This is a genomic window from Streptomyces sp. URMC 126 (genome assembly GCF_051386555.1).
In the GTDB taxonomy this organism is placed as follows: Bacteria; Actinomycetota; Actinomycetes; order Streptomycetales; family Streptomycetaceae; genus Streptomyces.
Map to the genome: position 1 here is coordinate 1 of NZ_JBPQTX010000007.1, position 21,229 is coordinate 21,229.

Here is a 21,229-nt window from a genome sequence, read left to right on the forward strand (position 1 = left end):
CACCTTCAACCGGGCGGTTGGCAAGGGGAGTTGCGTGTAATTTCGGCCTCGTCGAACTCCGTAAACGGAGCGACCCCCGCGTGTCTGATGCGCCATGTTAGCGCGCCCCAGTGTCGCTTCACCCAGGTATCGAACGACATCATTCGCCACCCGAATCTTTCTTCGGACGCCGTGCGTCTTCTCGTCTGGTCGCTGTCGCTCGCCGATACCGGTGATGTCTGCCTTTCCGACATCGCGCGGCATGCCGGGATCAAGAACGGGGCCTTCCAACGCGCCAAGGCGCAGCTGAAGAAGGCCGGTTACGCGCACGAGTGGCGGTGGCCCGTCCAGCACGGCACCCTGATCCTCGCCTCCGTCTCGCATGCCGATCGCCGGCTGCGGCTGACCGGCCGGGAGGTCAAGGAGCTCGCGCCCCTGGCGGCGGACTGGCTGCTGCGCGGGGTGGCGGCGCCGGAGCTCCGCGTCGATGTAGTGGGTGAGCGCGTCGCGGGACCGGGCAAGGTGGTCCATCCGGTCGTCCAGGCGCCGCAGCCGCGTCCGCATCGCGGCCGGCGGTTCGGGGCGGCCGGGGCGGTTCCGGGACCTCACCGGTCGCGCAGGGTGGCACGTACGCGATGTCCTCGGAGGACAGGCCCGCGTCGATGGCCGTCGGGATAGCCGAGTGGCTGCCCGGAAACGCCGAGCAGACAGACCGCGGCTCTTTCCCGGCCGAGGTGTCGGCCCTGGGGACCGACGCCCGGGCGATGGGCCACCTGGTCGAGGAGAGCGAGGCGGCGGGCGTCGACACCGAACTGCCGCGGCTTTCGAGGCGATGGCCGGCCTCGCGATCGCCGCCGGGCACGGCGGGGGGCGGTACCCCGTGCTGATCGAGGAGTTCGGGAAGCCGGGCTGGGGGTGACCACCCCGTACACGGACGGGGGGCCCCCCCCCCCCCCCCCCCCCCCCCCCCCCCCCCCGCGCCGGGTCAGCGCCCGCCGGCCGTGTGGATGATCTCGCCGTTGATGTTGCCGTTGCCGTCCGAGCCCAGGAACACGATCAGGCGCGCGACCTCCTGCGCGGTGGTCAGCCGCCCGCTGGGGGTCTCCCTGGCGCTCTTCTCGATGACCGCCGGGTCCACGCCGCCGAGCGTTTCGGTGAGCGTGCCGCCTGGTGCCACGACGTTGACCAGGATGCCGTCGTGGTTCCACATCAGGCCGCGGGCGAAGCCGTGCAGCGCCGACTTGGCGGCACTGTAGATCTCGGAGCCGGGCATACCGGCCGTCGCGGTGACCGAGGAGAGCAACACGACTCTCCCCCAGCCGCGCTCGCGCATCCCGCGCAGCGCCTCCCGGACGGTGCGGATGTGTCCCTCGACGTTGGCACGCATGGTCGCGAACCACTCGTCGACCGGCAGGTCCTCCAGCTTGGGCTGCCGGTCGGGGTCGACCCACAGCCACGTCTGGGCGTTGGCGACGACCACGTCGATGCCCCGCCAGCGCTCCTCGGCGGCCCGTACGCCGGCGGTCACGGAGTCCGGGTCGGCGAGGTCCAGGCGGACGGCGTGGGCGCGCTCCGTACCGCCCAGTTCCTCCACCACTGCCTTCGCGGCGGACTCGCCGGTGTGATAGGTGACGATCACCCGGGCTCCCTCGTCGGCGAACGCCTCGGCGGTGGCACGGCCGATGCCGCGCGTCGCCCCCGTCACCAGAACCCGCTTGTCCCGCAAGCCCAGATCCATCGTTCGCCTCTCCGCCTACGCCGAATACGGTCGTGCCAGAAGTGGTGCGGTGCCGGTTGGCACCCCCAAGTCCGACGAGCTTGCTCACCTAGTAGCTAGATTGTCAAGTGATCGGCAGGGGTCGTCCGCTGCCGGACGGACGGACGGGCCGCCACCGCCGCGTCACAGCCAGGCCGTGCTGACGTGCTCGTCGCGGATCGCGTACACCTCCCGCTCCAGCAGGGAGTTGAGGATCGTGGCGGCCCGCACGGCCAGCAGGCTGAGGTTGGGGTCGGCGATGCCGTGCCCCGTCCGGCTGCGGTTCTGCACGTAGAGCCGGTTGTGCTCGGCGTTCTTCCACCGCACCGAGTAGTCGGCCTCCAGCACCGGCTGGCCCGACTCGTCCAGCTCCATCAGCGCGAGGAGTTCCGGGACGAGCGGCAGCTTCGCCGCCTCGCGGCCGGTGGCCAGCACCACCAGGGGCGCGGCGTGCCGCTCGCGTCCTCCCCAGTCGCGTTCGCACCACAGGACGACCCGGCCGTCGCGTTCGCGGGACCGCACCACGTCGCGCCCGGGCAGCAGCATGACCGGGTAGCGGCCCTCGCGCAGGTACATCTCGTAGTTGAGCTGGTAGATCTGCTGGATCGTGCCCAACGAGATGCCGTCGCTGGTCAGTTGCTGCTCGGCCACGTACCGCTGCCGCACCTCCGCCGGCAGCCCGTGGAAGAACCGCAGGTACGTGGGGCGGAAGAAGTCGTTGGCCGAGGGTGAGTCGTCCATCGGCGCGAACCAGTTGCGCCGGCCGATCCACCGGATGTCCCGGAAGCCGTGCCGGATCAGTTCGAGCACGGACTCGGCACCGGTCTGCCCGCCGCCGACGACCACGGCCGGCTGGTATGACGGTACGGCCGCCCCGCGCAGCCAGGCGTGCAGTTGCTCGGCCGGCACGAGCCCTCCGGCGTCGAGGCCGTCGAAGCAGGCCGGGACGCGCGGGCGGGTCCCCAGACCGAGGACGACGTGGTCCGCGGTGGCCACCGGACCGTCGGGCCCGTGCAGCACGAACCGCCCGTCCGTCCCGGTACCGGTGAAGCCGATGCGCTCGACGGGGCTGCCGTACCGGATCGTGCCCAGCTCACCGGCGGCCCAGGTGAGGTAGCGCGCGAATTCCAGCCGCGGGATCTCCTCGTACTGGGCGTTGAGGAACGCGTACATCCGCCCGCCGGCCACCAGGTAGTTCAGGAAGGACAGCCGGTTGGTCGGGTCGACCAGGGTCACCAGGTCCTTGAGCCAGGAGGTCTGCAGGCGGGTGCCCTCGCCGAGCTGGCCGGGATGCCAGGCCGCCGAGGACCGTCGCTCGTACAGCCAGATCCCGCCGGGGACCACCGGTTCGCCGAGCGCGGCGAGACTCAGGTTGGCCGGGCCGGCTCCGACGCCCGCCACCGTGTGATGGGGCGGCCGGATGCCGGACCGGTGCTCGGCCCCCTCCGGGGGGCGCTGGCGCTGCTCGCTCATCACTCTCCTCCCGGCCGCGGACGCGCAGGTTCCGACGGGCCGTCGTCGATACGGTTCAGGGTCGGCGGCGCGGATCGGGCGCCGGTCGAGAGCGGGGCGGAGCCGGTCCGGGGACGCCGGGCCCGCTCAGGCGCCCTTGCGGCAGATCACCAGGGTGTCGTAGTCGCTCAGCGGGGTGACCTCGGTACTGACGAAGCCGGCCTCTTCCGCCACCGCCGTGATCTCGGAGGCCCGGTACTCCTCGCCGCCGTCGGTGACCAGCAGCATGTCCAGGCTGATGACGAGGTTCTCGATGTACGCCGGCCCGTCCTCCAGCATCCGGTCGTAGACCAGCAGGGTGCCGCCGGGGTTGACCGCCTCGTACGCCTTGCGGACCAGGTAGGCCCGCTGCTCCCGGTTCCAGTCGTGCAGGACGTGGCCCAGCACGACGACGTCAGCGTGCGGCAGGACGTCCTCGAAGAAGCTGCCGCCGGTGAACGAGATCCGGCCGGTGAGACCGCGCTCGGCCACCTGCTCGTCGAACAGCGGCGCCATCGCCGGCAGGTCGAAGACGTGCCCGGTCAGGTGCGGGTGCGCCGTGACGACGAGGGAGCACAGGTTGCCGCGGGCGCCGCCCACGTCGAGCACCGAGCCGTGCGCGGACCAGTCGTACTTCCGCGCCAGCTCGGGCCCCACCACGTTGGTCAGGCCGTCCATCATGCCGACGAACTGCCGCAGGACGGCAGGGTTCCTGGTCACCTGCTCGAAGTCGCTGCCGGACTGCTGCCGCCCGGTGCGCAGCCCTTCGGCGAGCCGCCCCCAGGCCGGGTAGAGGTTGCGGTTGGAGCGCTCCAGGAACCCACCGACGTACCCCGGCGTGCCCTGGACGAGGCAGGCGTCGGCACCCGGCGCGTTGCGGTAGCGGCCGTCGGCCCGCTCCAGCACGCCCAGGGCGGTCAGCAGGTCGAGGAAGTCGGACAGCCCCCGGCCGTGCAGGCCGAGCGCGGTGCGGATCTCCTCCCGCGTCGAGGGGCCCTGCTCGTGGAGCGTGGTGAACAGGCGCAGTTCGACGGCGGTCAGCAGCGCCTTTGCGTCGCAGAACATGTTGCCCAACCGGATGATTCCGGCCGGGGTGGTGACATCGGGCGGGGTGTGCGTCATGCGCGGGGCTCCTTCCGGCACCGACCGTGGCCTGGTGCCACACGGTGAGCGGGGACCTTCGCAGTCGTGGGTCGAGACCCCCTCGAGAAACCGCGGGGCGCGGGGAGGGCTGTCCTCCAGCACCGCTTGAGGAGTCGCCGGTACTTCTCGAAGGGCGCCCCGCGGCCGGACGGCCGGCGGGTTCCCGATTGCCGGCAGGGCCTGGAAGCGGTCCGGGTTCGGCCCAGTCCACGCAGAGGGGACATGCATGTACGACCTGAGAATCCCGGTACTCGTCGTCGGCGGCGGACCGGTCGGGCTCGCCACCGCGCTGTTCTGCGGACGGCACGGGCTGCGGACGATGGTGCTGGAGAAGCGCGACGACACCTCCACACTGCCCCGCGCCCCGGGTCTGCAGGCCCGCACCATGGAGCTGTTCCGGGCCGCCGGTCTGGGGCCCGACATCCGGGCCCTGGAGATGGGCGACTCCCACCCGTACTTCGAGGGCGGCATCATCAAGGTGCGCACCTTCGCCGAGATCGACGACGCGGAGGTACTGGAGGTGCCGTCCCTGGACGGCCCCACGGTCAGCCCCGAGCGGGTGATGGGGTGTGGGCAGGACCGGTACGAGAAGGTGCTGGTCGCCAAGGCCCGGGAGCACGGCGCCGACGTGCGCTTCGGCTGCGAGCTGCTCTCCTTCGAGCAGGACTCCGAAGGCGTGACCACCGTCGTCGGCGAGAAGGCGACCGGCCGGCGGTTCACGGTACGGGCGGACTACCTGGTGGGCGCGGACGGCGCGAGCAGCCGCACCCGGGAGGCCCTGGGCGTGCGGCGCGCCGGACGCGGCACCGTGTTCGACGCGATCAGCGTCTACTTCCGGGCGCCGGAACTCGAACGGCTGCTGAAAGACCGCAAGTTCATTCTGTGCTACGCCTCCGCGGGCGGCGGCCTGATGGGCCTGTCCCGGCTGCACGGCCGCGACCCGTGGCTGGCCGCGCCGCTGTACTTCCCCGAGAAGGGCGAGACCCCGGCCGACTTCACAGACGAGCGGTGCGTGGACATCGTGCGGCGGGCCGCCGGGCGGGACATCGACGTGGAGATCGTGGACAGGGTGCCCTGGCGCGGCGCGCAACTGGTCTCCGAGACGTTCCGGGCGGGCCGGGTGTTCCTGGCCGGGGACGCCGCACACGTCCACCCGCCGGCCGGCGGATTCGGCGCCAACACCGGCATCCACGACGCCCACAACCTCGCCTGGAAGCTGGCCGCCGTCCTCAGGGGCTGGGGTACCGACGCGCTCTTGGACACCTACGACGCCGAGCGGCGCCCGCTGGGCATCGCCATGTCCGAGCAGGCGCTGGTACGCAACCGGATCCGGCACGGGTACGCCACCGAGGCGGACCTGGCCGACTTCGTGGACGACGTGATCATCACGCTGGGCTACCGTTACCGCTCCGCCTCCGTCCTGGCGGACGACCTCGGCGCCCGGGTCCTGAGTCCCGAACTGCGGCTCACCGGCGAGCCCGGCACCCGGGCCCCGCACGTGTGGCTGCGGCGCGGGAGTGAGGAGCTCTCCACGGTCGACCTGTTCTGGGACTCCTACGTGCTGCTCACCGGGCCCGGTGGCGGGGCCTGGGCGCGGGCCGCGGAACCGGTCGCCCGGAAGCTCGGCGTCCCGCTGCGCACCTGGACGGTCGGCGAGCGGGCGGAGCTGCGGCCGGCCGACCGCGACTGGGCCGGGGCGTACGGAGTGGGGCCGGACGGTGCCGTCTTGGTCCGTCCGGACGCCTTCGTCTCCTGGCGCGCCGAGCACCTGGCGGGCGACCCGCAGGAGGTGCTGACCGGCGTCCTGTCCCGGGCCGCCTGTCAGGACTGACGCCAAGACCCGGCCGCCCGCGGTCCGTCCCCGGTACGCCGGGGGCGGGCCGCGGCGTACCCCCGCGCGGGCGGGGCGTGCCCGGCGCCGCGCGGGACCGCGCCCCGCGAGCCGTCTCCGATCGTTCCTCGAGCACCCGGGGCCACGCTTCCCCGCATGGAGCGTGACACCACCGAACGGCATCCGCCGGCACGGACCGAACTCGCCCGGACCGTGGGGGACACCGCCCGACGGCTGCTCGGCCACCCCTTCTACCGGGGGCTGGCCGACGGGAGCCTGCCGGACACCGCGCTGGCGCACTTCCTCCAGCAGGACCACTGGCACGTCCTGCCCGCCTACGCCGCCGCGCACGCCCGCTGTGCCGCGGTGGCCGCCGACCCGCGCCAGGCCCTGTTGTTCAGCCGGATGGGCACCGGCACCGCCGAGGACGCCGAGCGGCGTCAGGAGCGGGTGCGGCGGTGGGGGAAGGACCTGCGGCTGCCGCTCGCGGACGGCACGCCGGAGCCGCTGCCCACCACGCTCGGCTACACCGCCTTCCTGGCCGCCGCCCCGGCCCGTTCGCTGCCCGCGGGCACCGGCGCCGTCCTGCCCGCGGCGTGGCTGTTCCTGCTCGTCACCGACGGACTGCTGACCCGGCGCGTGCCGGGTTCCCGCTACGCCGCGGTGATCGAGGAGTGGCACCCCGGCGACACCTACCGCGGCCTGGTCGACGTGTTCCTGGCCACCGTGGACGACATCGCCAAGGACTGCTCGCCGACCGGCCGCCGGGAGCTGGTCACGCACGCGCGGCACGCCGCCTACTTCGAGTGGGCCCATGTGGACGCGGCCTGGCGCCGGGAGGCCTGGCCGTTCTGACCCGTCGCACCGGCACGCACCGGCGGCCGGCGACACCCCGGATCCGACCGACGACACAGTCGACGGTGAGTCGACAGTGAGGAGAGCTCCGCATGTGCGGCATTACCGGCTGGGTGGACTACGCCCGTGATCTCCGTCGCGAGAAGGCGACGGTCCAGTCCATGAACGACACGCTCGGCCTCCGGGGCCCCGACGCCCGCGGTGTGTGGGTCGGCCCGCACGCGGGGCTGGGCCACACCCGTAACTCCATCATCGACCTGGCCGGCGGCGTCCAGCCGATGGTCGCCGAGGAGGACGGCCGGACCCTCGCCGTCCTCACCTACAGCGGTGAGGTCTACAACTTCAAGCAGCTCCGCTCGGAACTGGAGTCCCGCAGCCACCGCTTCCGCACCCGCTCGGACACCGAGGTGGTGCTGCGCTCGTACCTGGAGTGGGGGGCCGGCTGCGCCGAGCACCTGGAGGGCATGTTCGCCTTCGCAGTGTGGGATCCGCGGGCCGAGGAACTGCTGCTGGTCCGCGACCGGCTCGGCATCAAACCGCTGTTCTACAGCGTCCGGCCGGACGGGGTCCTCTTCGGATCCGAGCCCAAGGCCCTGTTGGCGCACCCCGACGTCAAGCCGGTGGTGGGCGTGGCGGAGCTGCGGGAGCTGTTCTCCACCGCCAAGACCCCGGGCCAGGCCGCCTTTCGTGACATGCGGGAGCTGCTGCCGGGCCACACCATGACTGTCAGCCGCTCCGGCGTGCGCGAACACCGCTACTGGGCCCTGGAGGCGCGGCCGCACACGGACGGCCTCGACACGACGGTGGCGCACATCCGGTCCCTGCTGGAGGAGATCGTCACCCGCGAGCTGGTGGCCGACGTCCCGCTGTGCACCACGCTGTCCGGCGGCATCGATTCCAGTGTGGTCACTGCCTTGGCCGCCAAGGCCCGCGCCGCGGCGGGTGACGAGGCGGTGCGTTCCATCACCGCCACCTTCGTCGGCTACAGCGAGAACTTCCGTCCGGACGACCAGCGCGACACCCCGGACGCGCCGTACGCCGCGGAACTGGCCCGGCACGTCGGCGCCGACCACACCGACATCGTGCTGGGCACGGCCGACCTCATCAGCGCCAAGGCCCGCGAGGCCGCGGTCCTCGCGCAGGACATGCCGACCATGCTGGGCGACATGGACACCTCGCTGTACCTGATGCTGCGCGCCACCCGCGAGCACTCGACGGTGGCCCTGACCGGCGAGACCGCCGACGAGATCTTCGGCGGCTTCAAGTGGCTACACGACAGCGAGCTGGTGGCCGCCGACAACTTCCCGTGGATCGAGGCCGAGAAACGCCAGGAGGGCAGCCGCGGCGGCCAGGGCCGCGGACTGTTCGGCCGCGGTCTGCTCGACAAGCTGGACATGCCCGGCTACTACGCGGACGCCTTCGCGCAGACGCGCGCGCTGACCCCGCACCAGGAGAACGAGGATCCGCACGAGCACCGGATGCGGGAACTGTGCTTCGCCCACCTCAACCGCTGGCTGCCGATGCTGCTGGACCGGGGTGACCGGCTCGCCATGGCGTCCAGCCTGGAGACCCGGGTGCCGTTCTGCGATCACCGGCTGGTGGAGTACGTCTACAACACGCCCTGGTCGTTCAAGACCTTCGACGGCCGGGAGAAGAGCCTGCTGCGTGCCGCCGCCGGCGGGGGCCTGGTGCCCAAGTCGGTGCTGGAGCGCCCGAAGAGCCCCTACCCGGTGACGCAGGACCCCGCGTACACCCACGCACTGCACGACGCGATGGCCGCCGTCCTGGCCGACCCGAACGCGCCGGTGCTCCCGCTGCTGGACACCGACGCGGCACGCAAGGCGGTGGCGGACCGGTCTCCCACCGCCCACGAGTGGCACAGCCGGTCCAACCTGGAGATGGCGCTCGGGTTCGACTTCTGGCTGCGGCACTACGGCATCACGCTCGACCTGTAGCCGCCCACCGCTTACGCCGGGGGACCGGCCGGGGTCCGGCCGGCCCCCCGGCCTTCCACGCGCGGCTCAGACCTGCAGGTAGGTGCGCAGCTCCCACGCGGAGACCTGGCGGTGGTAGCCGTCGAACTCGGCACGCTTCACGTCGGCGTAGTAATCGGCGTAGAAGCCGTCCGGTGTCTTGCCCAGACCCTCGCGCAGCACGTCGTCCGCGGCCAGGGCTTCGGCCGCGTGCAGCAGGGTGGGCGGCAGCGGACGCGGCCGCCCGGCGCCCGTGGCCGCGCCCACCGCCTCCAGGTCCGCCTCGAGGGGGCTGCCGGGGTCGGCGCCGCGCTCCATGCCGTCCGCGCCGGCGGCCGCCAGTCCGGCGAGCGCCAGGTAGGGGTTGGCGGCGGAGTCCACACAGCGCACCTCGATCCGGTCCGAGTCCGGCACCCGGACCAGGTGGGTGCGGTTGTTGCCCCCGTAACTGGCGTACCCCGGCGCCCAGCTGGACCCGGACAGCGTCGCGGCGCCCGCCCCGAGCCGCTTGTAGGAGTTGACCGTGGGGCAGGTCAGCGCCATCAGTCCGGGCGCGTGGTCGAGGATGCCCGCGACGAAGCCGTACGCCCGCCGCGACAGGCCCAGTCCGCGTGAGTCGTCCGGGGCGTGGAAGGCGTTGCGGCCGTCCTGCCACAGCGACAGGTGCAGGTGCAGCCCGCTGCCGGTGAGGTCCGCGAACGGCTTGGGCATGAAGGTGGCGATCAGCCCGGCCCGGTGCGCGGCCAGCCGGACCAGGTGGCGGAAGACGACGACGCGGTCGGCGGTGCGCAGCGCCTCCGCGTAGCCGAAGTTGTGCTCGAACTGGCCGTTGGCGTCCTCGTGGTCGTTGGAGTAGTTGTCCCAGCCCATGGCGTCGAGGGCACGGCTGACGGTGGTCAGGTGGTCCAGTGAGCGGGTGGCCGCGTGGGCGTCGTAGCAGGGGGAGGCGGTGTCGTCCAGCTCGTCCGCGACGCGAATGCCGCCGTCCTCGGTACGGCGGACCAGGAAGTACTCGGGTTCGGCACCCGCCTTGAGTTCGAGCCGCTGCTCGGCGAGCCGGCCCAGCTGCCGTCGCAGGATGCCCCGGGGGGCGTACGGCCACGGTTCGCCCCGTACATACAGGTCACACTGGACGATGCCGAGGTTCTCCTGGAGCGGCACCCGGACGTAGGAGGTGGGGTCGGGCATCGCGACGACGTCCGGGTCGGCCGAGGTCTGCCCCAGCCCGTCGGCGGCGTTGCCGGCGAAGCCCAGGCCGTCGGTGAGCAGCCGGTCGAGCGTGTGCGCGGGCGCCAGTTTGGCGCAGGTCTTGCCCCGCAGGTTGACGAACATGACCAGCAGGAACTCCACCCCGTCGCGGGTGACCGCCTGGGTCAGTTCCTCGGCATTCGCCGGTGGTGTGTGCGCCGTCATCGTGTCCTCGCCTTCGAGCGTCACGGGTTCGGTGTCGTGGTCTGCCGCCAGGGTGGACAGTGCTGCTCGAAAGCGGCTAGGACGCCTGCCGTTCGCTCCGGGACGGCTTGACCGATCCGACTGGCCTGACTGGTCCGACCGGCGTGTCCGGCGCGCCGCCTGCGACCGCTCACGGGCGACCGCCATCGAATGCACGCGTCCTCCTAACACCTAAATTCGACACATCGCAAGAGGAATCCAGGCCTTCTCTAGCGCCGCTCGTGCGGACCCGGCCACGATGCGGCGCACACCGGCGCTGGCGACGGCCGCCCGCGCGGGTGGAATGGAGGAGATGTGCGTAGATGGTTCACCACCCGACCGGTCCGGGCCGCACTGGTCGCCGCGACGGCCCTGGGCCTCGCCCCGGCCCCGTCCGCCGCAGCGCTTTCCCCCGCGGCCGCCGCGATCACGGCCCGCACCACGTATTTCGTCGACTGCGCCAAGGGCAACGACGACGCCAAGGGCACCGACGAGGCCACCGCGTGGCGGTCCCTGGCCCGGGCCAACAGCGTGACGTTCGCGCCGGGCGACCGGCTCCTGCTGCGCGGCGGCACCACCTGCCGGGGCACCCTCGCCCCCAAGGGGTCGGGCACCGCGAAGGAGCCGGTGACCGTGGAGCCCTACGGCACGGGCGCCCCGGTCGTCGACGGCGCCGGCGCCTCCGCCGCCGTCCTGCTGCAGAACGTCGAGTACTACCAGGTCCGCAAGATCACCGTCACCAACACCGGGGCGACGGCGGCCCGGCGCGCGGGTATCCGGGTCCTGCTGCGGGACTACGGCATCGGTCGCCACTACGTGATCGACCAAGTCACCGTCCGCGACGTCAACGGCAGCGACGACCGCTACCCCAACCCCAGCGGCGGCATCCTCTTCGAGGCGGCCGGCACCGCGAAGCCGACCGGCTTCTCCGGGATCGCGGTGACCGACACCAAGGTCAGCCACGTGGACCGGATCGGCATCGGCATCACCTCCGACTGGCAGAAGCGCACGGAGAACCCCAAGGGCCCCGGCAGCACCTTCGTCCCCAACGAAGGGATCGTCATCAGTCGCAACACCGTCACGGATGTCGGCGGTGACGGCATCGTCCTGTTCAACGGGAACCGGGCCCGGGTGACCGAGAACACCGTCGACGGGTACAACATCCGGTCCACCGACTACAACATCGGCGCCTACGCCTGGAATTCGGACCGCACCACCTTCGAATACAACACCGTGCGGCGCGGAAGGTACCCGGGCATGGCCTTCGCCGTGGAAGGGGGAAACGTCGGGACCACCTACCAGTACAACTATTCACAGGACAACGGCGGTGGTTTCCTCTACTTCTGCCAGAGCGACGGGGAAATCGCCAAGGACAGTGTCGTCCGGTACAACATCAGCCAGAACGACGCCTCCGGCGCACAGGGATTCGGCGTGATCAGCTCCTTCTGCCAGGGCGTCTCCAATCTGCGCGTCTACCAAAACACCTTCTACGCCCCGAACGCGCCCAACCTTGTGGAGGTCGACCGGCGGAACGACTTCTCCCTGCAGGGCAACGTGTTCGTGGGCCGGCCGGAGGGCTCCACCGTCGACGACGACTACGGCACGTACCGGTACAACTTGTTCCACCGGGCCACGGCGCTCCCCGCGCACGGGGACCACAACATCACCGGCGACCCGCTGCTGACGGCGCCCGGCTCGGCGGTCCGCGTGTCCGACGCCGACGGCTACCGGCTCAGGGGCGGCTCACCGGCCCTGAACGCGGGCAGCCGCGTCGCCGACGACGGCGGGCGGGACTTCTACGGCAACCCTGTACCGAACGTCCCGCACATCGGTGCCTACCAGGGGGCGCCGCTGTAGGTCCGCGACCAGCCCGTCCCGCGGGGCGGCGGGCTGCTCCCCGGGTGTCCCGCGGCGCCGGCAGGCGTCGCGGGACACCCCCACCGTACTCACCCCCTCAGTACGCCCCGTCGATGCCGGCGGCCAGATAACGGGCGTAGTCCGGCGGGTCGTTCTGCACGACGTGCTCGACCCATGCGTCGCGCTCGCGGCCGATCGCAGCCAGTTCCCAGACGCAGGCGGTGGCGTGGGCCGGCGCCTCGGTCGGCCGTCGAAGGCCCGTCCAGTCGGCGAGCCAGGTACGGGTGTGCAGGATCAGCCGGTTGACGCTCCACCAGCCGACGACGGCGTACACGCCGTCCTCGTCCTCGTGCACCACGCTGAACGCGTGCGCGGGGCCCTCGTCGTGCGGCGCGGGCAGGCTCCGGCGGACCGCGTCCCGGGCGAAGGCGTGCACCTCCGCGGGCGGCAGCTCCCGCAGAGCCGACACGGAATACCGTTTCACCGTCCAGCCGCCCACCTCCTCGTATGCCAGCGTGCGCACGGAACGCGGCGCATAGCGGGTGGGGCGCTGCCCCACCGGTAATTCGGTGGCCATGACCTCATGGTGGCACGCGCGGGTGGGCGGCCCAACCCCGTTCGACCGCTCCTTGAGCGGTGTCCCGGATGCTCTTCCCGTCGGCCGCGCGCCGCGCGGAGGGACTACCGGCTGGGAGCTGGCCGTGCAGACGTTCACCCTGGATGAATCGCAGCTGAGTCAGGAATACGGAATCGGCATCGGACGCTGGGAGCACCGGCCGACGAAACAGCCGCTGCCGTTCGACGCCATGTGGTGCCGCGTTCCCGCACACGGAAAGAGCGCGCCGGACGAGCACCCCGAAGTCGAACTCGCCGTCGTCGTCGGCGGCACGGCCGTGTTCACGGTGGAGGGTGAGGAGGTCACGGCCAGGCCGGGTACGGCCGTGCTGCTGTCCCCCGGGGAGCGGCACGTCATCACGGCGGCCGAGGAGCCGGTGTGCATCCTCAGCGTCTACTGGCTGCCGTCCGCGGCGGACTCCGGGGAAGCCGGATGACCCCGGCGGCGCCACCCGGCGGCCCGGGCACGACCGTACTGCTCTCCCCGCCGCCCACCCCCAACGGTCCGCTGCACGTGGGGCACCTGGCCGGCCCGTACATCGCCGCGGACGTCGCGGCCCGCGCGGCCCGGCTGCGCGGCGAGCGGGTCCTGACGGTGTGCGGCCTGGACGACCACCAGAACTACGTGCTCGCCCGGGCCCGGCAGCAGGGCACCGAGGTACGCGCGGAACGCGACGGACACGCCGCGCGCATCCGCGAGGTGTTCGAGCGGGCGGGCGTGCACCACGACGTCTTCACCGACCCGCTCGGCGACGTCGGCTACCGGACCGCGGTCGCCGGATTCCTCGACGAGCTGGTCGCCTCCGGGAGGGTGCCCGTACGGGAGTGGGAGACCCCCGACTGCCCGTCCTGCCCCGGCGTCGCCCACCACGCGTACGTGTCCGGGGCCTGTCCCCGGTGCGGGTCGGAGGCGTGCGGCGGTACATGCGAGGGGTGCGGCTGGTACACCGCGGCCGGGAACCTGGTGGACGCGCGGTGCACCCGCTGCGGTGCGCCGCTCACCGCACGGCGCACGGTGCGCGGCCCCGTCCTCCCGTTGGAGCGGTACCGCGAGGGCCTCGGCCGCGTCTGGGCCGCTGCCGACGCGCCGCCCGGTGCCCGGCTGCTGTTGCGGCGGCTGTTCCACCTCCCCGAACTCCCCGAGGTACCGCTCAGCTATCCGACCGACTGGGGAGTGGAGTCCGTCACCACGCCCGGACACCGCGTCGACGTGTGGTCCGAGATGGCACTGGGCTACCTGTACGCCATCGGACAGCGACTGGAACCGGGCGCGGCGGGGATCGACGGGCACCTGCGCGCCTGGCGCGGCGTCGATGCCGTGTGGGCGTTCCTGGGCCGGGACAACATGTTCTACTACCTGGTGCACATCCCCGTGCTGTTCCTGGCCTGCGGACTGCCGCCGGACGTGCTGGGCGGCTTGGTGGTCAACGAGTTCTACCGGCTGTCGGGTGCCAAGTTCTCCACCAGCAGGGGCCACGCCGTATGGGCCCACGAACTGCTGGAGCACGAGGAGCCGCGGAAGCTGCGCGCGTTCCTGTGCTGGGACCGGCCCGCCCCGTACGCCACCGACTTCACCCCGGAGCGCTACCGCGCCCTGACCGCCGGCTGGGACCTCGATGCCCCGGCGGTGCGGGGCCCCGAGTACGCCACCGAGCGGGAGCGGGCCGCGCGGGCCCTGACGCCTGCGTACTTCGACGCCGCGTACGCCGCCCGCTGTCTGCTGCGCCCTGGAAGCGACCCGGAGCTGCGCGGCGCGCTCACCGGTACGGCCGGCGCCCCGGCCGCGGCTCCGGCTCCGGCTCCGGCTCCGGCTCCGGCTCCGGCTCCCCAAGGAGCGTCGGCCACATGAAGATCTGCGTCGTGGGCGCCGGGATGGCGGGTGCGCTGCTGGCCTGGCGGCTCGTCACGGAGCACGGGGTCCGGGTGACCCTGCTGGCCGGCGGCGCCCGGCCGGACGCGACCGCCGCGTCGGGGGGCCTCGTGCGGGCCTTCGAGCGCGATCCCGAGACGGCGCGGCTGTCCGCGCTCAGCCTCGCGGAGCTGCGGACCAGCCGCACGCTACGGGAGTGGTCCGGCTACCGCCCCGGCGCTTCCCTGTACGTCCTGCCTCCCGCGACCGGGCCCGCCCCCGCCGGGACCGACGCCCTGCCGCCGACGGCCGAGTGGTGTGACGCGCGCCGGCTGGCCGACGAGTTCGGCCTCCGGGGCCTCCCGGAGGGCGCGGTGGCCGTGCTGGAGCCGTGCGCCGGCCACCTCTCCCCCGACGGCCTGCGCCGGGCGGTGATCACCGACCTCGTCGCCCGCGGCGCGGACGTACCGCCGGACCGGCTGCGCGCCCTGTCCTTCGACGGCCCGGAGGGCGGCGTGAGCTACCTGACCGGCACCGTCCGGGGCACGGCCGACGTACTGGTGGCGGCCACCGGCGCTTGGACAGGCCCGCTGCTGCGCTCCCTTGGCGTCCCCGACGACGGGAGCCTGCGGTCCAAGGCCACCCAGTGCGCCGTCTACCGGGCCGGCGGGCTGCTGCCGCCCGCCTTCGTCGACGAGACCAGCGGACTGTACGGCCGCCCGGCGGGCCCCGGCCGGATGCTGCTGGGCCTGCCCACCGAACGCTGGGGAGCCGCCCCCGGCACCGTGCGCTTCCTCGGCCACGAGGAGCGCGCCGTCCGGGCGGCGGCCGGGACGCGACTGCCCCGCCTGTCCCTGGGGCGGTTGCTGCACCCGGTGGCCGCCGTGGACGCGTACGGCCCGGCCGGGCGGCTCGCCCTGGCGCCCGTGGCCGGCACCGCCGGGCGGCTGTTCACCTTCACCGGCGGCAGCGGCGGCTCGGCGAAGCTCGCGCTCGCCGCGTCCCGGGAGGCGGCGAGCGCCCTGCTGGCCCGGCTCTCCCCCGGCACGCCCGGGTCCGGTCCCGCCCCGGCCGCCACCCCCATCTCACGGAGGGAGACGTCATGAGCGCCGATGTGCGCCGCACACTCGAAGCAGCCTGTCCCGGGAGGGTGGTCACCGCCGAGCACCCCGCCTACGACCGGGTGCGGCTGCTGTTCAACGGGGTCCACGACCGCCGCCCGGCCGCCGTCTGCCTGCCCCGGGACACCGCCGGGGTAAGGGCCGCGGTGCTGGCCGCGCAGGAGACGGGTCTGCCGACGACGGTACGGGGCGGCGGGCACAACATCGCGGGCGCCGGGTCCGTCGACGGCGGCGTCGTGATCGACCTGCGGTCGCTGAACGGGGTGCGGGTCGACCCCGGTGCCCGGACGGCGCGCGTCGGCGGCGGGGCCACCTGGGCCCAGGTCGACCTGGCGACCGACACGTACCGGATGGCCACGACGGGCGGCACGTTCGACGACACCGGCGTCGGCGGGCTGACTCTCGGCGGCGGCATCGGGCACTTGATGGGCCGCGCGGGTCTCAGCTGCGACAACGTACTGAGCTACGAGTTGGTGACCGCGTCCGGCGAGACGCTCAGGGTCTCCCCGGAGACGTACCCGGAGATCGACTGGGCGCTGCGCGGCGCGGGCCACCACTTCGGCGCGGTCACCGAGTTCACCTTCCGGCTGCACGACGTGCCGTCCGTGTACGGCGGTTACGTCGCCTACCCGGGCGACGACCCGGCCGCCGTCGTACGGCTCTTCCGCGACCTGATGCGGGATGCGCCCGACGAGCTGGTCTGCACCCTGCTCCTCGAACGGTACGGCCCGATGCAGGAGCCGGCGGGCGTCCTCAGCGTGTGCTACTCGGGGGCCGACCCCGCGTACCCGGCCGTGCTGGACAAAGCGCTGCGTGCCGACCTCACCCCGGTGGCCTGGAACATAGGCGAGCGCTCGTACGTCTCCGTGCAACAGTGCCTGGGGCGGCTGCCGTTCGGACTGCGGCACTACTGGAGCGCGCGCTGCGTCGACGGCCTGCCCGACGAGCTGGCCGAGGCCGTGGCCGAACGGTTCCGCGCGGCCCGGGTCACCGACCCGTACAACGACACCATCCTGATCGAACCGATCCACGGCGCCGTACGCGACGGGGCCCGTGTGCCGGGCGTGGTGCCCTTCCGCAACGCCCGGTTCAACATCACCGGCATGGCCATCTGGGACGCCGGGCTGTCGGCCGCCGACGACCAGCAGCGGGCGTGGGCCCACTCGGTCTCCCGGCTCGCCGAGCCGTACAGCGCCTGGGGCGAGGGCTACCTCAACTACGCGGGCCAGGAAGACCTCACGGCCGCCCGGGGAGAGCGGACCTACGGCCCGGAGAACTTCGCCCGGCTGTGCCGCCTCAAGCGGCGGCTGGACCCCGACGGGGTCTTCCGGTCCGGTTACACCCTGACGGGAGCCTCCCGATGACCCCCGTCGGCCGCCCTCCGACCGCCCCGGCCCCGGCTCTCTACGACGGCCTGACCTTCCGGTCCACGGCCGCGGAGACCGCCTCCGGCCCCGGCGCCGCACAGGTCCCCACCGGTCACTACCACCAACACCGGGACCTGGTCTGGGCGGAGTTCTCCGGCGGCCGGGTCCGGCAGGGCCGCCTGGTCGGCCGGTGCGACGCGGACGGGGTCGTCTCCGCCGCGTACTGCCAGGTGCTCACCGACGGCGAGGTCGTGTCCGGGCGGTGCGTGAGCCACCCGGAACGGCTGCCGGACGGCCGGCTGCGGCTGCGCGAGGAGTGGTGCCGCGCGGACGGCTCGCACGGCACCTCGTACATCGAGGAGGTACGGGCGTGACGGGCCCGGCGCGTACCGCACTGGTCACCGGGGCCAACCGCGGCCTCGGCCTGGCGGTGGCCACGGAACTGGCGGCACGCGGGCACCGGGTCCTGTTCGCCGCACGGGACGAGGCGGCCGCCAAGCGGGCGGCCGCCAGGGCCGCCGGCGACACGGCGGCCCTCGCGCTGGACGTCACCGACCCCGACGCCGTACGGGCGGCCGCCGCGCGGCGATCCGTCGACATCCTGGTCAACAACGCGGGCGTCCTGCTGGACTGGGGCTCCGCACCGGCCGTCGCCGACCTGGACCTGGTGCGCCGCAGCCTGGACGTCAACCTGCTGGGCGCCTGGCGGGTGACCCAGGCGTTCCTGCCCGGCATGGTGGAGCGGGGCTGGGGGCGGGTGGTCAACGTGTCCAGCGGGGCCGCGTCGTTCGCGTACGGCCCGGCTCCCGAGTGCCCCGGCTACACGGCCTCGAAGGTGGCCCTCAACGCGCTCACCACGATGCTGGCGCGGGAGGTCGAGGGGACGGGCGTCCTGGTGAACGCCGTCAACCCCGGCCTGGTCCGCACCCGCATGCAGCCGCAGGCGGAGCAGACCCCCGAGGAGGCGGCCCGGCACGTCGCGGACGCCGCGACGCTGCCGGACGGCGGGCCGTGCGGGGTGTTCCTGCGGCGGGACGCGGTCATCGACTGGTGAACGCGCGGGACGGAGCACGGGCCCGGCCCCTCGGTGGGGCCGGGCCCGTGCCGTGGGGGCCGGGCCGGGCGGCGGTGCGGGCCGGCGGCGGGTCAGCCGACCGCCCGCGGTCCGGCCTCGGCCCAGGCGGCCTTCGTGAGGGACGCGGTGTAGCGCAGTCCCAGCGTGAAGTACTCGACCAGTTCCGTCCGTCCTGGCGCAGCCATCAGCTCACCGAGTTCGTCGTAGGCGCCCTCCAGTTCGGCGACGCTCCGCGCGTACTCGGGTCCGGGCCGGAAGGCGTCGGCCCAGGCACCGTGCCGCGAGCCGGGCACCCGGCGCAGGCGCAGGTCGTCCCCGACACGCTGACGGAACCAGGCCAGGGGCAGGAGCGCGCCCATGCCGGCGGCCACCGTCGTGGCCGTCGCCGCGTGCAGGAACGCGGTGTGCGCGTGGGTGATGGCGCCGGCGGGCGCCTTGGGGTCGGCGCGGGGGACGCCGAGGGCGGCGTCCAGCCCGTTGTGCGCTGCCAGCAACCGGTCGCGCGCCCGTACCGTGCCCGCCGCGGCCTGTGCCAGCAGCACGACGTGCCGGTCCCAGCGGGTGGCGGCCGCGGTACGGGCCAGGGCCCTGGCGTAGGCGGGCAGGACATGGCCCGCGCACTGCTCGACGAGGTGCGTCAGGGCACGGGCGGGCAGGGTCCCGTCCCGCACTCCCGCCCAGAACGGGTGCTCGGTGATCTCCTTCCACTCGGGCTCTGCCAGTTCCTTCAGTTCCTGGTGCAGCACGACAGTGCTCCTGTCCGTTGCAGGGAGGCGTGGGGCATAAGGGGCGTGGGGCCGCGGGGACGTACGGGAGGGGTCATCGGGCCGCCTCCCCCGGCAGCAGGCACAGCGTCTGGCTGAGCCGCATCTCGCCACCGCACCGGAAGGGGGCGAGCCGCCGGCGGTTGTCCACGTGTTCCTCGCTGTGCTCGAAGCGGTGGAAGCTCGGGGCGTCGACCCAGTCGGTGACGACGTAGTACACGTCGTCCTCGTCGGCCGACCGGGCCAACGTCTGGCACAGATTGCCCGGTTGTGCGGCGATGCGCCGCCCGATCTCTTGCCACACCCGCTCGAACTCGGCCCCCTGGCCGGGGTGGACCTCCATGCGCAGCATCACTCGGAAGGGGAGGGACTGCGGCATCTGGCCGGCCTCCGTCCTCTGTCGGCGTTCGCGGAAGGCATCCAGGGTCGGCGACCGCCCTCGACACCGGCTCGAACCGGCGGCCGCTGCCCGGGACGGCACCGGCCTCCACCCGCCCTCGACCGGCCTCCGACGCCCCGAGGCGAGTCTCTTCCCCCGCGCCAGCGTCCTGATGGAGGAGCCATGACCGCGCCGATCCGCCCGCGGGCCGCCGAACCGGTCCGCCCGCCCCGTACCGGCGGCAGAGGTCCGCTGGGCCGGCCCCGGTGGTTCACCACCCTGTTCGCCACCGACATCTGGGAACGGTTCAGCTTCTACGGAATGTCGGCGATCCTCGTCCTGTACGCCTCGGCGCCGGCGGCGGAGGGTGGGCTCGGCATGGGCGACGGTGACGCCGCCGCGCTCTACGGCCTGTACCTGGCCACGGTCTTCGTCGCGTCGGTGCCGGGCGGCTGGGTCGGTGACCGGCTGCTTGGGTCCCGCCGTGCCGTCCTGTACGGGGCTGCCCTGATCGGGCTGGGCCACGTGTCGCTGGCCGTCCCCGGGCACACGTTCTTCTACCCCGGGCTGCTCCTCATCGCGGCCGGCACCGGGTTGCTGAAACCGAACATGGCCGGACTGCTGAGCGCGTTCTACCCGCCCCGGGACCGGGCGGGCCGGGACGCCGGGTTCGCGGTCTTCTACATGAGCGTCCAGATCAGCGCCCTGGTGTCGCCCCTCGCCGTGGGCGCCGTGGGTGAGACCGTGAACTGGCACCTGGGATTCGGGCTCGCCGCGTTCGGCATGGCCTTGGGGCTGTTCCAGTACGTGCGCGGCTCCCGCCACTTCGGCGCCGTCGGCCGCGCCCCGGAACACCCCGCCACCCCGGCGCAGCGCGCCCGGGTGCTGTGGGTCACCGCGGTGGCGGTCGCCGTCCTCGCGCTCGGGTACGGCACCGACGCGGCGCTCGGCACCTTCCGGATCGCCCACGTCATGGCTCTGACCGGCCTGCTGACCGTGGTGGTGCCGGTGCTCTTCTTCCGGCACCTGCTCCGTGTCCCCCGGCTGACGAAGGCGGAACGGGTCCGGGTGAGGACGTACGTCTGGCTGTTCCTGGCCTCGGCCCTGTTCTGGGCGATGTCGCTGCAGGCTGGGTCGGTCTTCTCGGTCTTCGCCAGGGACTCGACGGACCGCGTGGTGTTCGGCCGCACCGTGCCGGCGAGCTGGTTCCAGTCGGCGCTACCGCTGTTCGTGCTGCTCACCGCACCGCTGTTCGCCATGGTGTGGAGGCGCGCGGGGGACCGGATCAACGCCGCCGCCAAGTTCACCATCGGCATGGTGTGCATGGGCGCGGCCTTCACGGTCATGGCGCTCGCGGCGTGGCAGTCCGCCTCGGCGGCCGACGGCCGGGTGTCACCGCTGTGGCTGCTGCTGGCCTTCCTGCTGTTGGCGGCCGGCGAGGTGGCCTTCGCGCCGGTCGGCATGAGTGTCGCCACCGCCGTGGCACCGGCGACGTTCGTCAGCCAGATGGTGGGCCTGTTCTGGCTGGCCGGAGCACTCGGCGGCGGACTCGGCGGCAACGCCCTGAAGGCGGCCGGGAGCGACTCGCCCTCCCCCGCGTACTTCCTCGCCCTGGCCCTGACCGCCCTGGCCACGGCCACCACCCTGTTCCTCGCCCGCCGGCCACTGGCACGCCGCCTGGGAGTGTGAGCCCGAGCCCACCGCCCGCCAGTCCGGGCCGCCCCGGCCCGTCACCGGGCCCAC

General features: G+C 73.2%; 19 protein-coding genes and 1 pseudogene. 13 read left to right on the forward strand and 7 right to left on the reverse strand.

The annotated features are described in order from the left end of the window. A pseudogene (locus tag ACSNOK_RS01850) lies at positions 1–657 on the forward strand (hypothetical protein); the annotation flags it as partial. Further along, positions 642–866: a hypothetical protein gene (locus tag ACSNOK_RS01855; RefSeq protein WP_436778742.1), complete on the forward strand. Its 225-nt coding sequence runs from the start codon at positions 642–644 to the stop codon at positions 864–866. The pseudogene ACSNOK_RS01850 and the gene ACSNOK_RS01855, both read left to right, overlap by 16 nt. 98 nt (positions 867–964) lie before the next feature. On the opposite strand, the gene ACSNOK_RS01860 is transcribed toward ACSNOK_RS01855, so the two are convergent. The 3 genes from ACSNOK_RS01860 to ACSNOK_RS01870 all read right to left on the reverse strand — a co-directional run bounded on the left by ACSNOK_RS01860 (position 965) and on the right by ACSNOK_RS01870 (position 4,348). After that, the gene (locus tag ACSNOK_RS01860; RefSeq protein WP_436778743.1) at positions 965–1,717 is read right to left on the reverse strand and encodes an SDR family NAD(P)-dependent oxidoreductase; all 753 of its coding nucleotides are present in this window, start codon (positions 1,715–1,717) and stop codon (positions 965–967) included. 162 nt (positions 1,718–1,879) lie between these two features. Continuing rightward, complete coding sequence (locus ACSNOK_RS01865; protein WP_436778744.1) at positions 1,880–3,208, reverse strand: lysine N(6)-hydroxylase/L-ornithine N(5)-oxygenase family protein; 1,329 nt, start codon at positions 3,206–3,208, stop codon at positions 1,880–1,882. Between the two features lie 126 nt (positions 3,209–3,334). Beyond that, the gene (locus ACSNOK_RS01870; RefSeq protein ID WP_436778745.1) at positions 3,335–4,348 is read right to left on the reverse strand and encodes a methyltransferase; all 1,014 of its coding nucleotides are present in this window, start codon (positions 4,346–4,348) and stop codon (positions 3,335–3,337) included. A gap of 247 nt (positions 4,349–4,595) precedes the next feature. Between ACSNOK_RS01870 and ACSNOK_RS01875 the strand changes: the two genes are divergently transcribed. The 3 genes from ACSNOK_RS01875 (at position 4,596) to asnB (ending at position 9,010) form a co-directional block, all read left to right on the forward strand. Further along, positions 4,596–6,200, forward strand: a complete 1,605-nt coding sequence (locus ACSNOK_RS01875) for an FAD-dependent monooxygenase (protein WP_436778746.1) — start codon at positions 4,596–4,598, stop codon at positions 6,198–6,200. Positions 6,201–6,356: 156 nt separating this feature from the next. Beyond that, on the forward strand, positions 6,357–7,055 hold the full coding sequence (locus ACSNOK_RS01880) for a TenA family protein (RefSeq protein WP_436778747.1): 699 nt from the start codon (positions 6,357–6,359) through the stop codon (positions 7,053–7,055). A gap of 92 nt (positions 7,056–7,147) precedes the next feature. Further along, positions 7,148–9,010, forward strand: a complete 1,863-nt coding sequence (gene asnB / locus ACSNOK_RS01885) for an asparagine synthase (glutamine-hydrolyzing) (protein WP_436778748.1) — start codon at positions 7,148–7,150, stop codon at positions 9,008–9,010. A gap of 66 nt (positions 9,011–9,076) precedes the next feature. Here asnB and glnT read toward each other — a convergent pair whose 3' ends face one another. After that, entirely contained in the window at positions 9,077–10,465 is a 1,389-nt protein-coding gene (gene glnT, locus ACSNOK_RS01890; protein ID WP_436778749.1) for a type III glutamate--ammonia ligase, read from the reverse strand. A gap of 309 nt (positions 10,466–10,774) precedes the next feature. On the opposite strand from glnT, the gene ACSNOK_RS01895 reads away from it, so the two are divergent. After that, the gene (locus ACSNOK_RS01895) at positions 10,775–12,316 is read left to right on the forward strand and encodes a right-handed parallel beta-helix repeat-containing protein (RefSeq protein ID WP_436778750.1); all 1,542 of its coding nucleotides are present in this window, start codon (positions 10,775–10,777) and stop codon (positions 12,314–12,316) included. Between the two features lie 97 nt (positions 12,317–12,413). On the opposite strand, the gene ACSNOK_RS01900 is transcribed toward ACSNOK_RS01895, so the two are convergent. Beyond that, positions 12,414–12,893 (reverse strand): hypothetical protein, encoded by a 480-nt coding sequence (locus tag ACSNOK_RS01900; RefSeq protein ID WP_436778751.1) that lies wholly within the window; start codon positions 12,891–12,893, stop codon positions 12,414–12,416. A gap of 124 nt (positions 12,894–13,017) precedes the next feature. Between ACSNOK_RS01900 and ACSNOK_RS01905 the strand changes: the two genes are divergently transcribed. Genes ACSNOK_RS01905 through ACSNOK_RS01930 form a run of 6 tightly spaced genes read left to right on the forward strand, consistent with a single transcriptional unit; the run spans position 13,018 to position 18,322 of the window. Next, positions 13,018–13,368, forward strand: a complete 351-nt coding sequence (locus ACSNOK_RS01905; protein ID WP_436778752.1) for a cupin domain-containing protein — start codon at positions 13,018–13,020, stop codon at positions 13,366–13,368. Continuing rightward, the gene (locus ACSNOK_RS01910; RefSeq protein ID WP_436778753.1) at positions 13,365–14,780 is read left to right on the forward strand and encodes a class I tRNA ligase family protein; all 1,416 of its coding nucleotides are present in this window, start codon (positions 13,365–13,367) and stop codon (positions 14,778–14,780) included. The genes ACSNOK_RS01905 and ACSNOK_RS01910 overlap by 4 nt, the downstream gene beginning before the upstream one ends. Then, positions 14,777–15,886, forward strand: a complete 1,110-nt coding sequence (locus ACSNOK_RS01915; protein WP_436778754.1) for an NAD(P)/FAD-dependent oxidoreductase — start codon at positions 14,777–14,779, stop codon at positions 15,884–15,886. The genes ACSNOK_RS01910 and ACSNOK_RS01915 overlap by 4 nt, the downstream gene beginning before the upstream one ends. Then, on the forward strand, positions 15,883–17,265 hold the full coding sequence (locus tag ACSNOK_RS01920) for an FAD-binding oxidoreductase (RefSeq protein ID WP_436778755.1): 1,383 nt from the start codon (positions 15,883–15,885) through the stop codon (positions 17,263–17,265). The genes ACSNOK_RS01915 and ACSNOK_RS01920 overlap by 4 nt, the downstream gene beginning before the upstream one ends. After that, positions 17,262–17,642 (forward strand): hypothetical protein, encoded by a 381-nt coding sequence (locus ACSNOK_RS01925; RefSeq protein ID WP_436778756.1) that lies wholly within the window; start codon positions 17,262–17,264, stop codon positions 17,640–17,642. The genes ACSNOK_RS01920 and ACSNOK_RS01925 overlap by 4 nt, the downstream gene beginning before the upstream one ends. Beyond that, complete coding sequence (locus tag ACSNOK_RS01930; protein WP_436778757.1) at positions 17,639–18,322, forward strand: SDR family NAD(P)-dependent oxidoreductase; 684 nt, start codon at positions 17,639–17,641, stop codon at positions 18,320–18,322. Before ACSNOK_RS01925 ends, ACSNOK_RS01930 begins: the two co-directional genes overlap by 4 nt. A 92-nt stretch (positions 18,323–18,414) precedes the next feature. On the opposite strand, the gene ACSNOK_RS01935 is transcribed toward ACSNOK_RS01930, so the two are convergent. After that, on the reverse strand, positions 18,415–19,089 hold the full coding sequence (locus ACSNOK_RS01935) for a TenA family protein (RefSeq protein WP_436778758.1): 675 nt from the start codon (positions 19,087–19,089) through the stop codon (positions 18,415–18,417). Between the two features lie 73 nt (positions 19,090–19,162). Continuing rightward, positions 19,163–19,486 (reverse strand): antibiotic biosynthesis monooxygenase family protein, encoded by a 324-nt coding sequence (locus ACSNOK_RS01940; RefSeq protein WP_436778759.1) that lies wholly within the window; start codon positions 19,484–19,486, stop codon positions 19,163–19,165. A gap of 183 nt (positions 19,487–19,669) precedes the next feature. Here ACSNOK_RS01940 and ACSNOK_RS01945 point away from each other — a divergent pair, with 183 nt between their 5' ends. Continuing rightward, complete coding sequence (locus tag ACSNOK_RS01945) at positions 19,670–21,175, forward strand: peptide MFS transporter (protein ID WP_436778760.1); 1,506 nt, start codon at positions 19,670–19,672, stop codon at positions 21,173–21,175. Positions 21,176–21,229 lie beyond the last annotated feature (54 nt).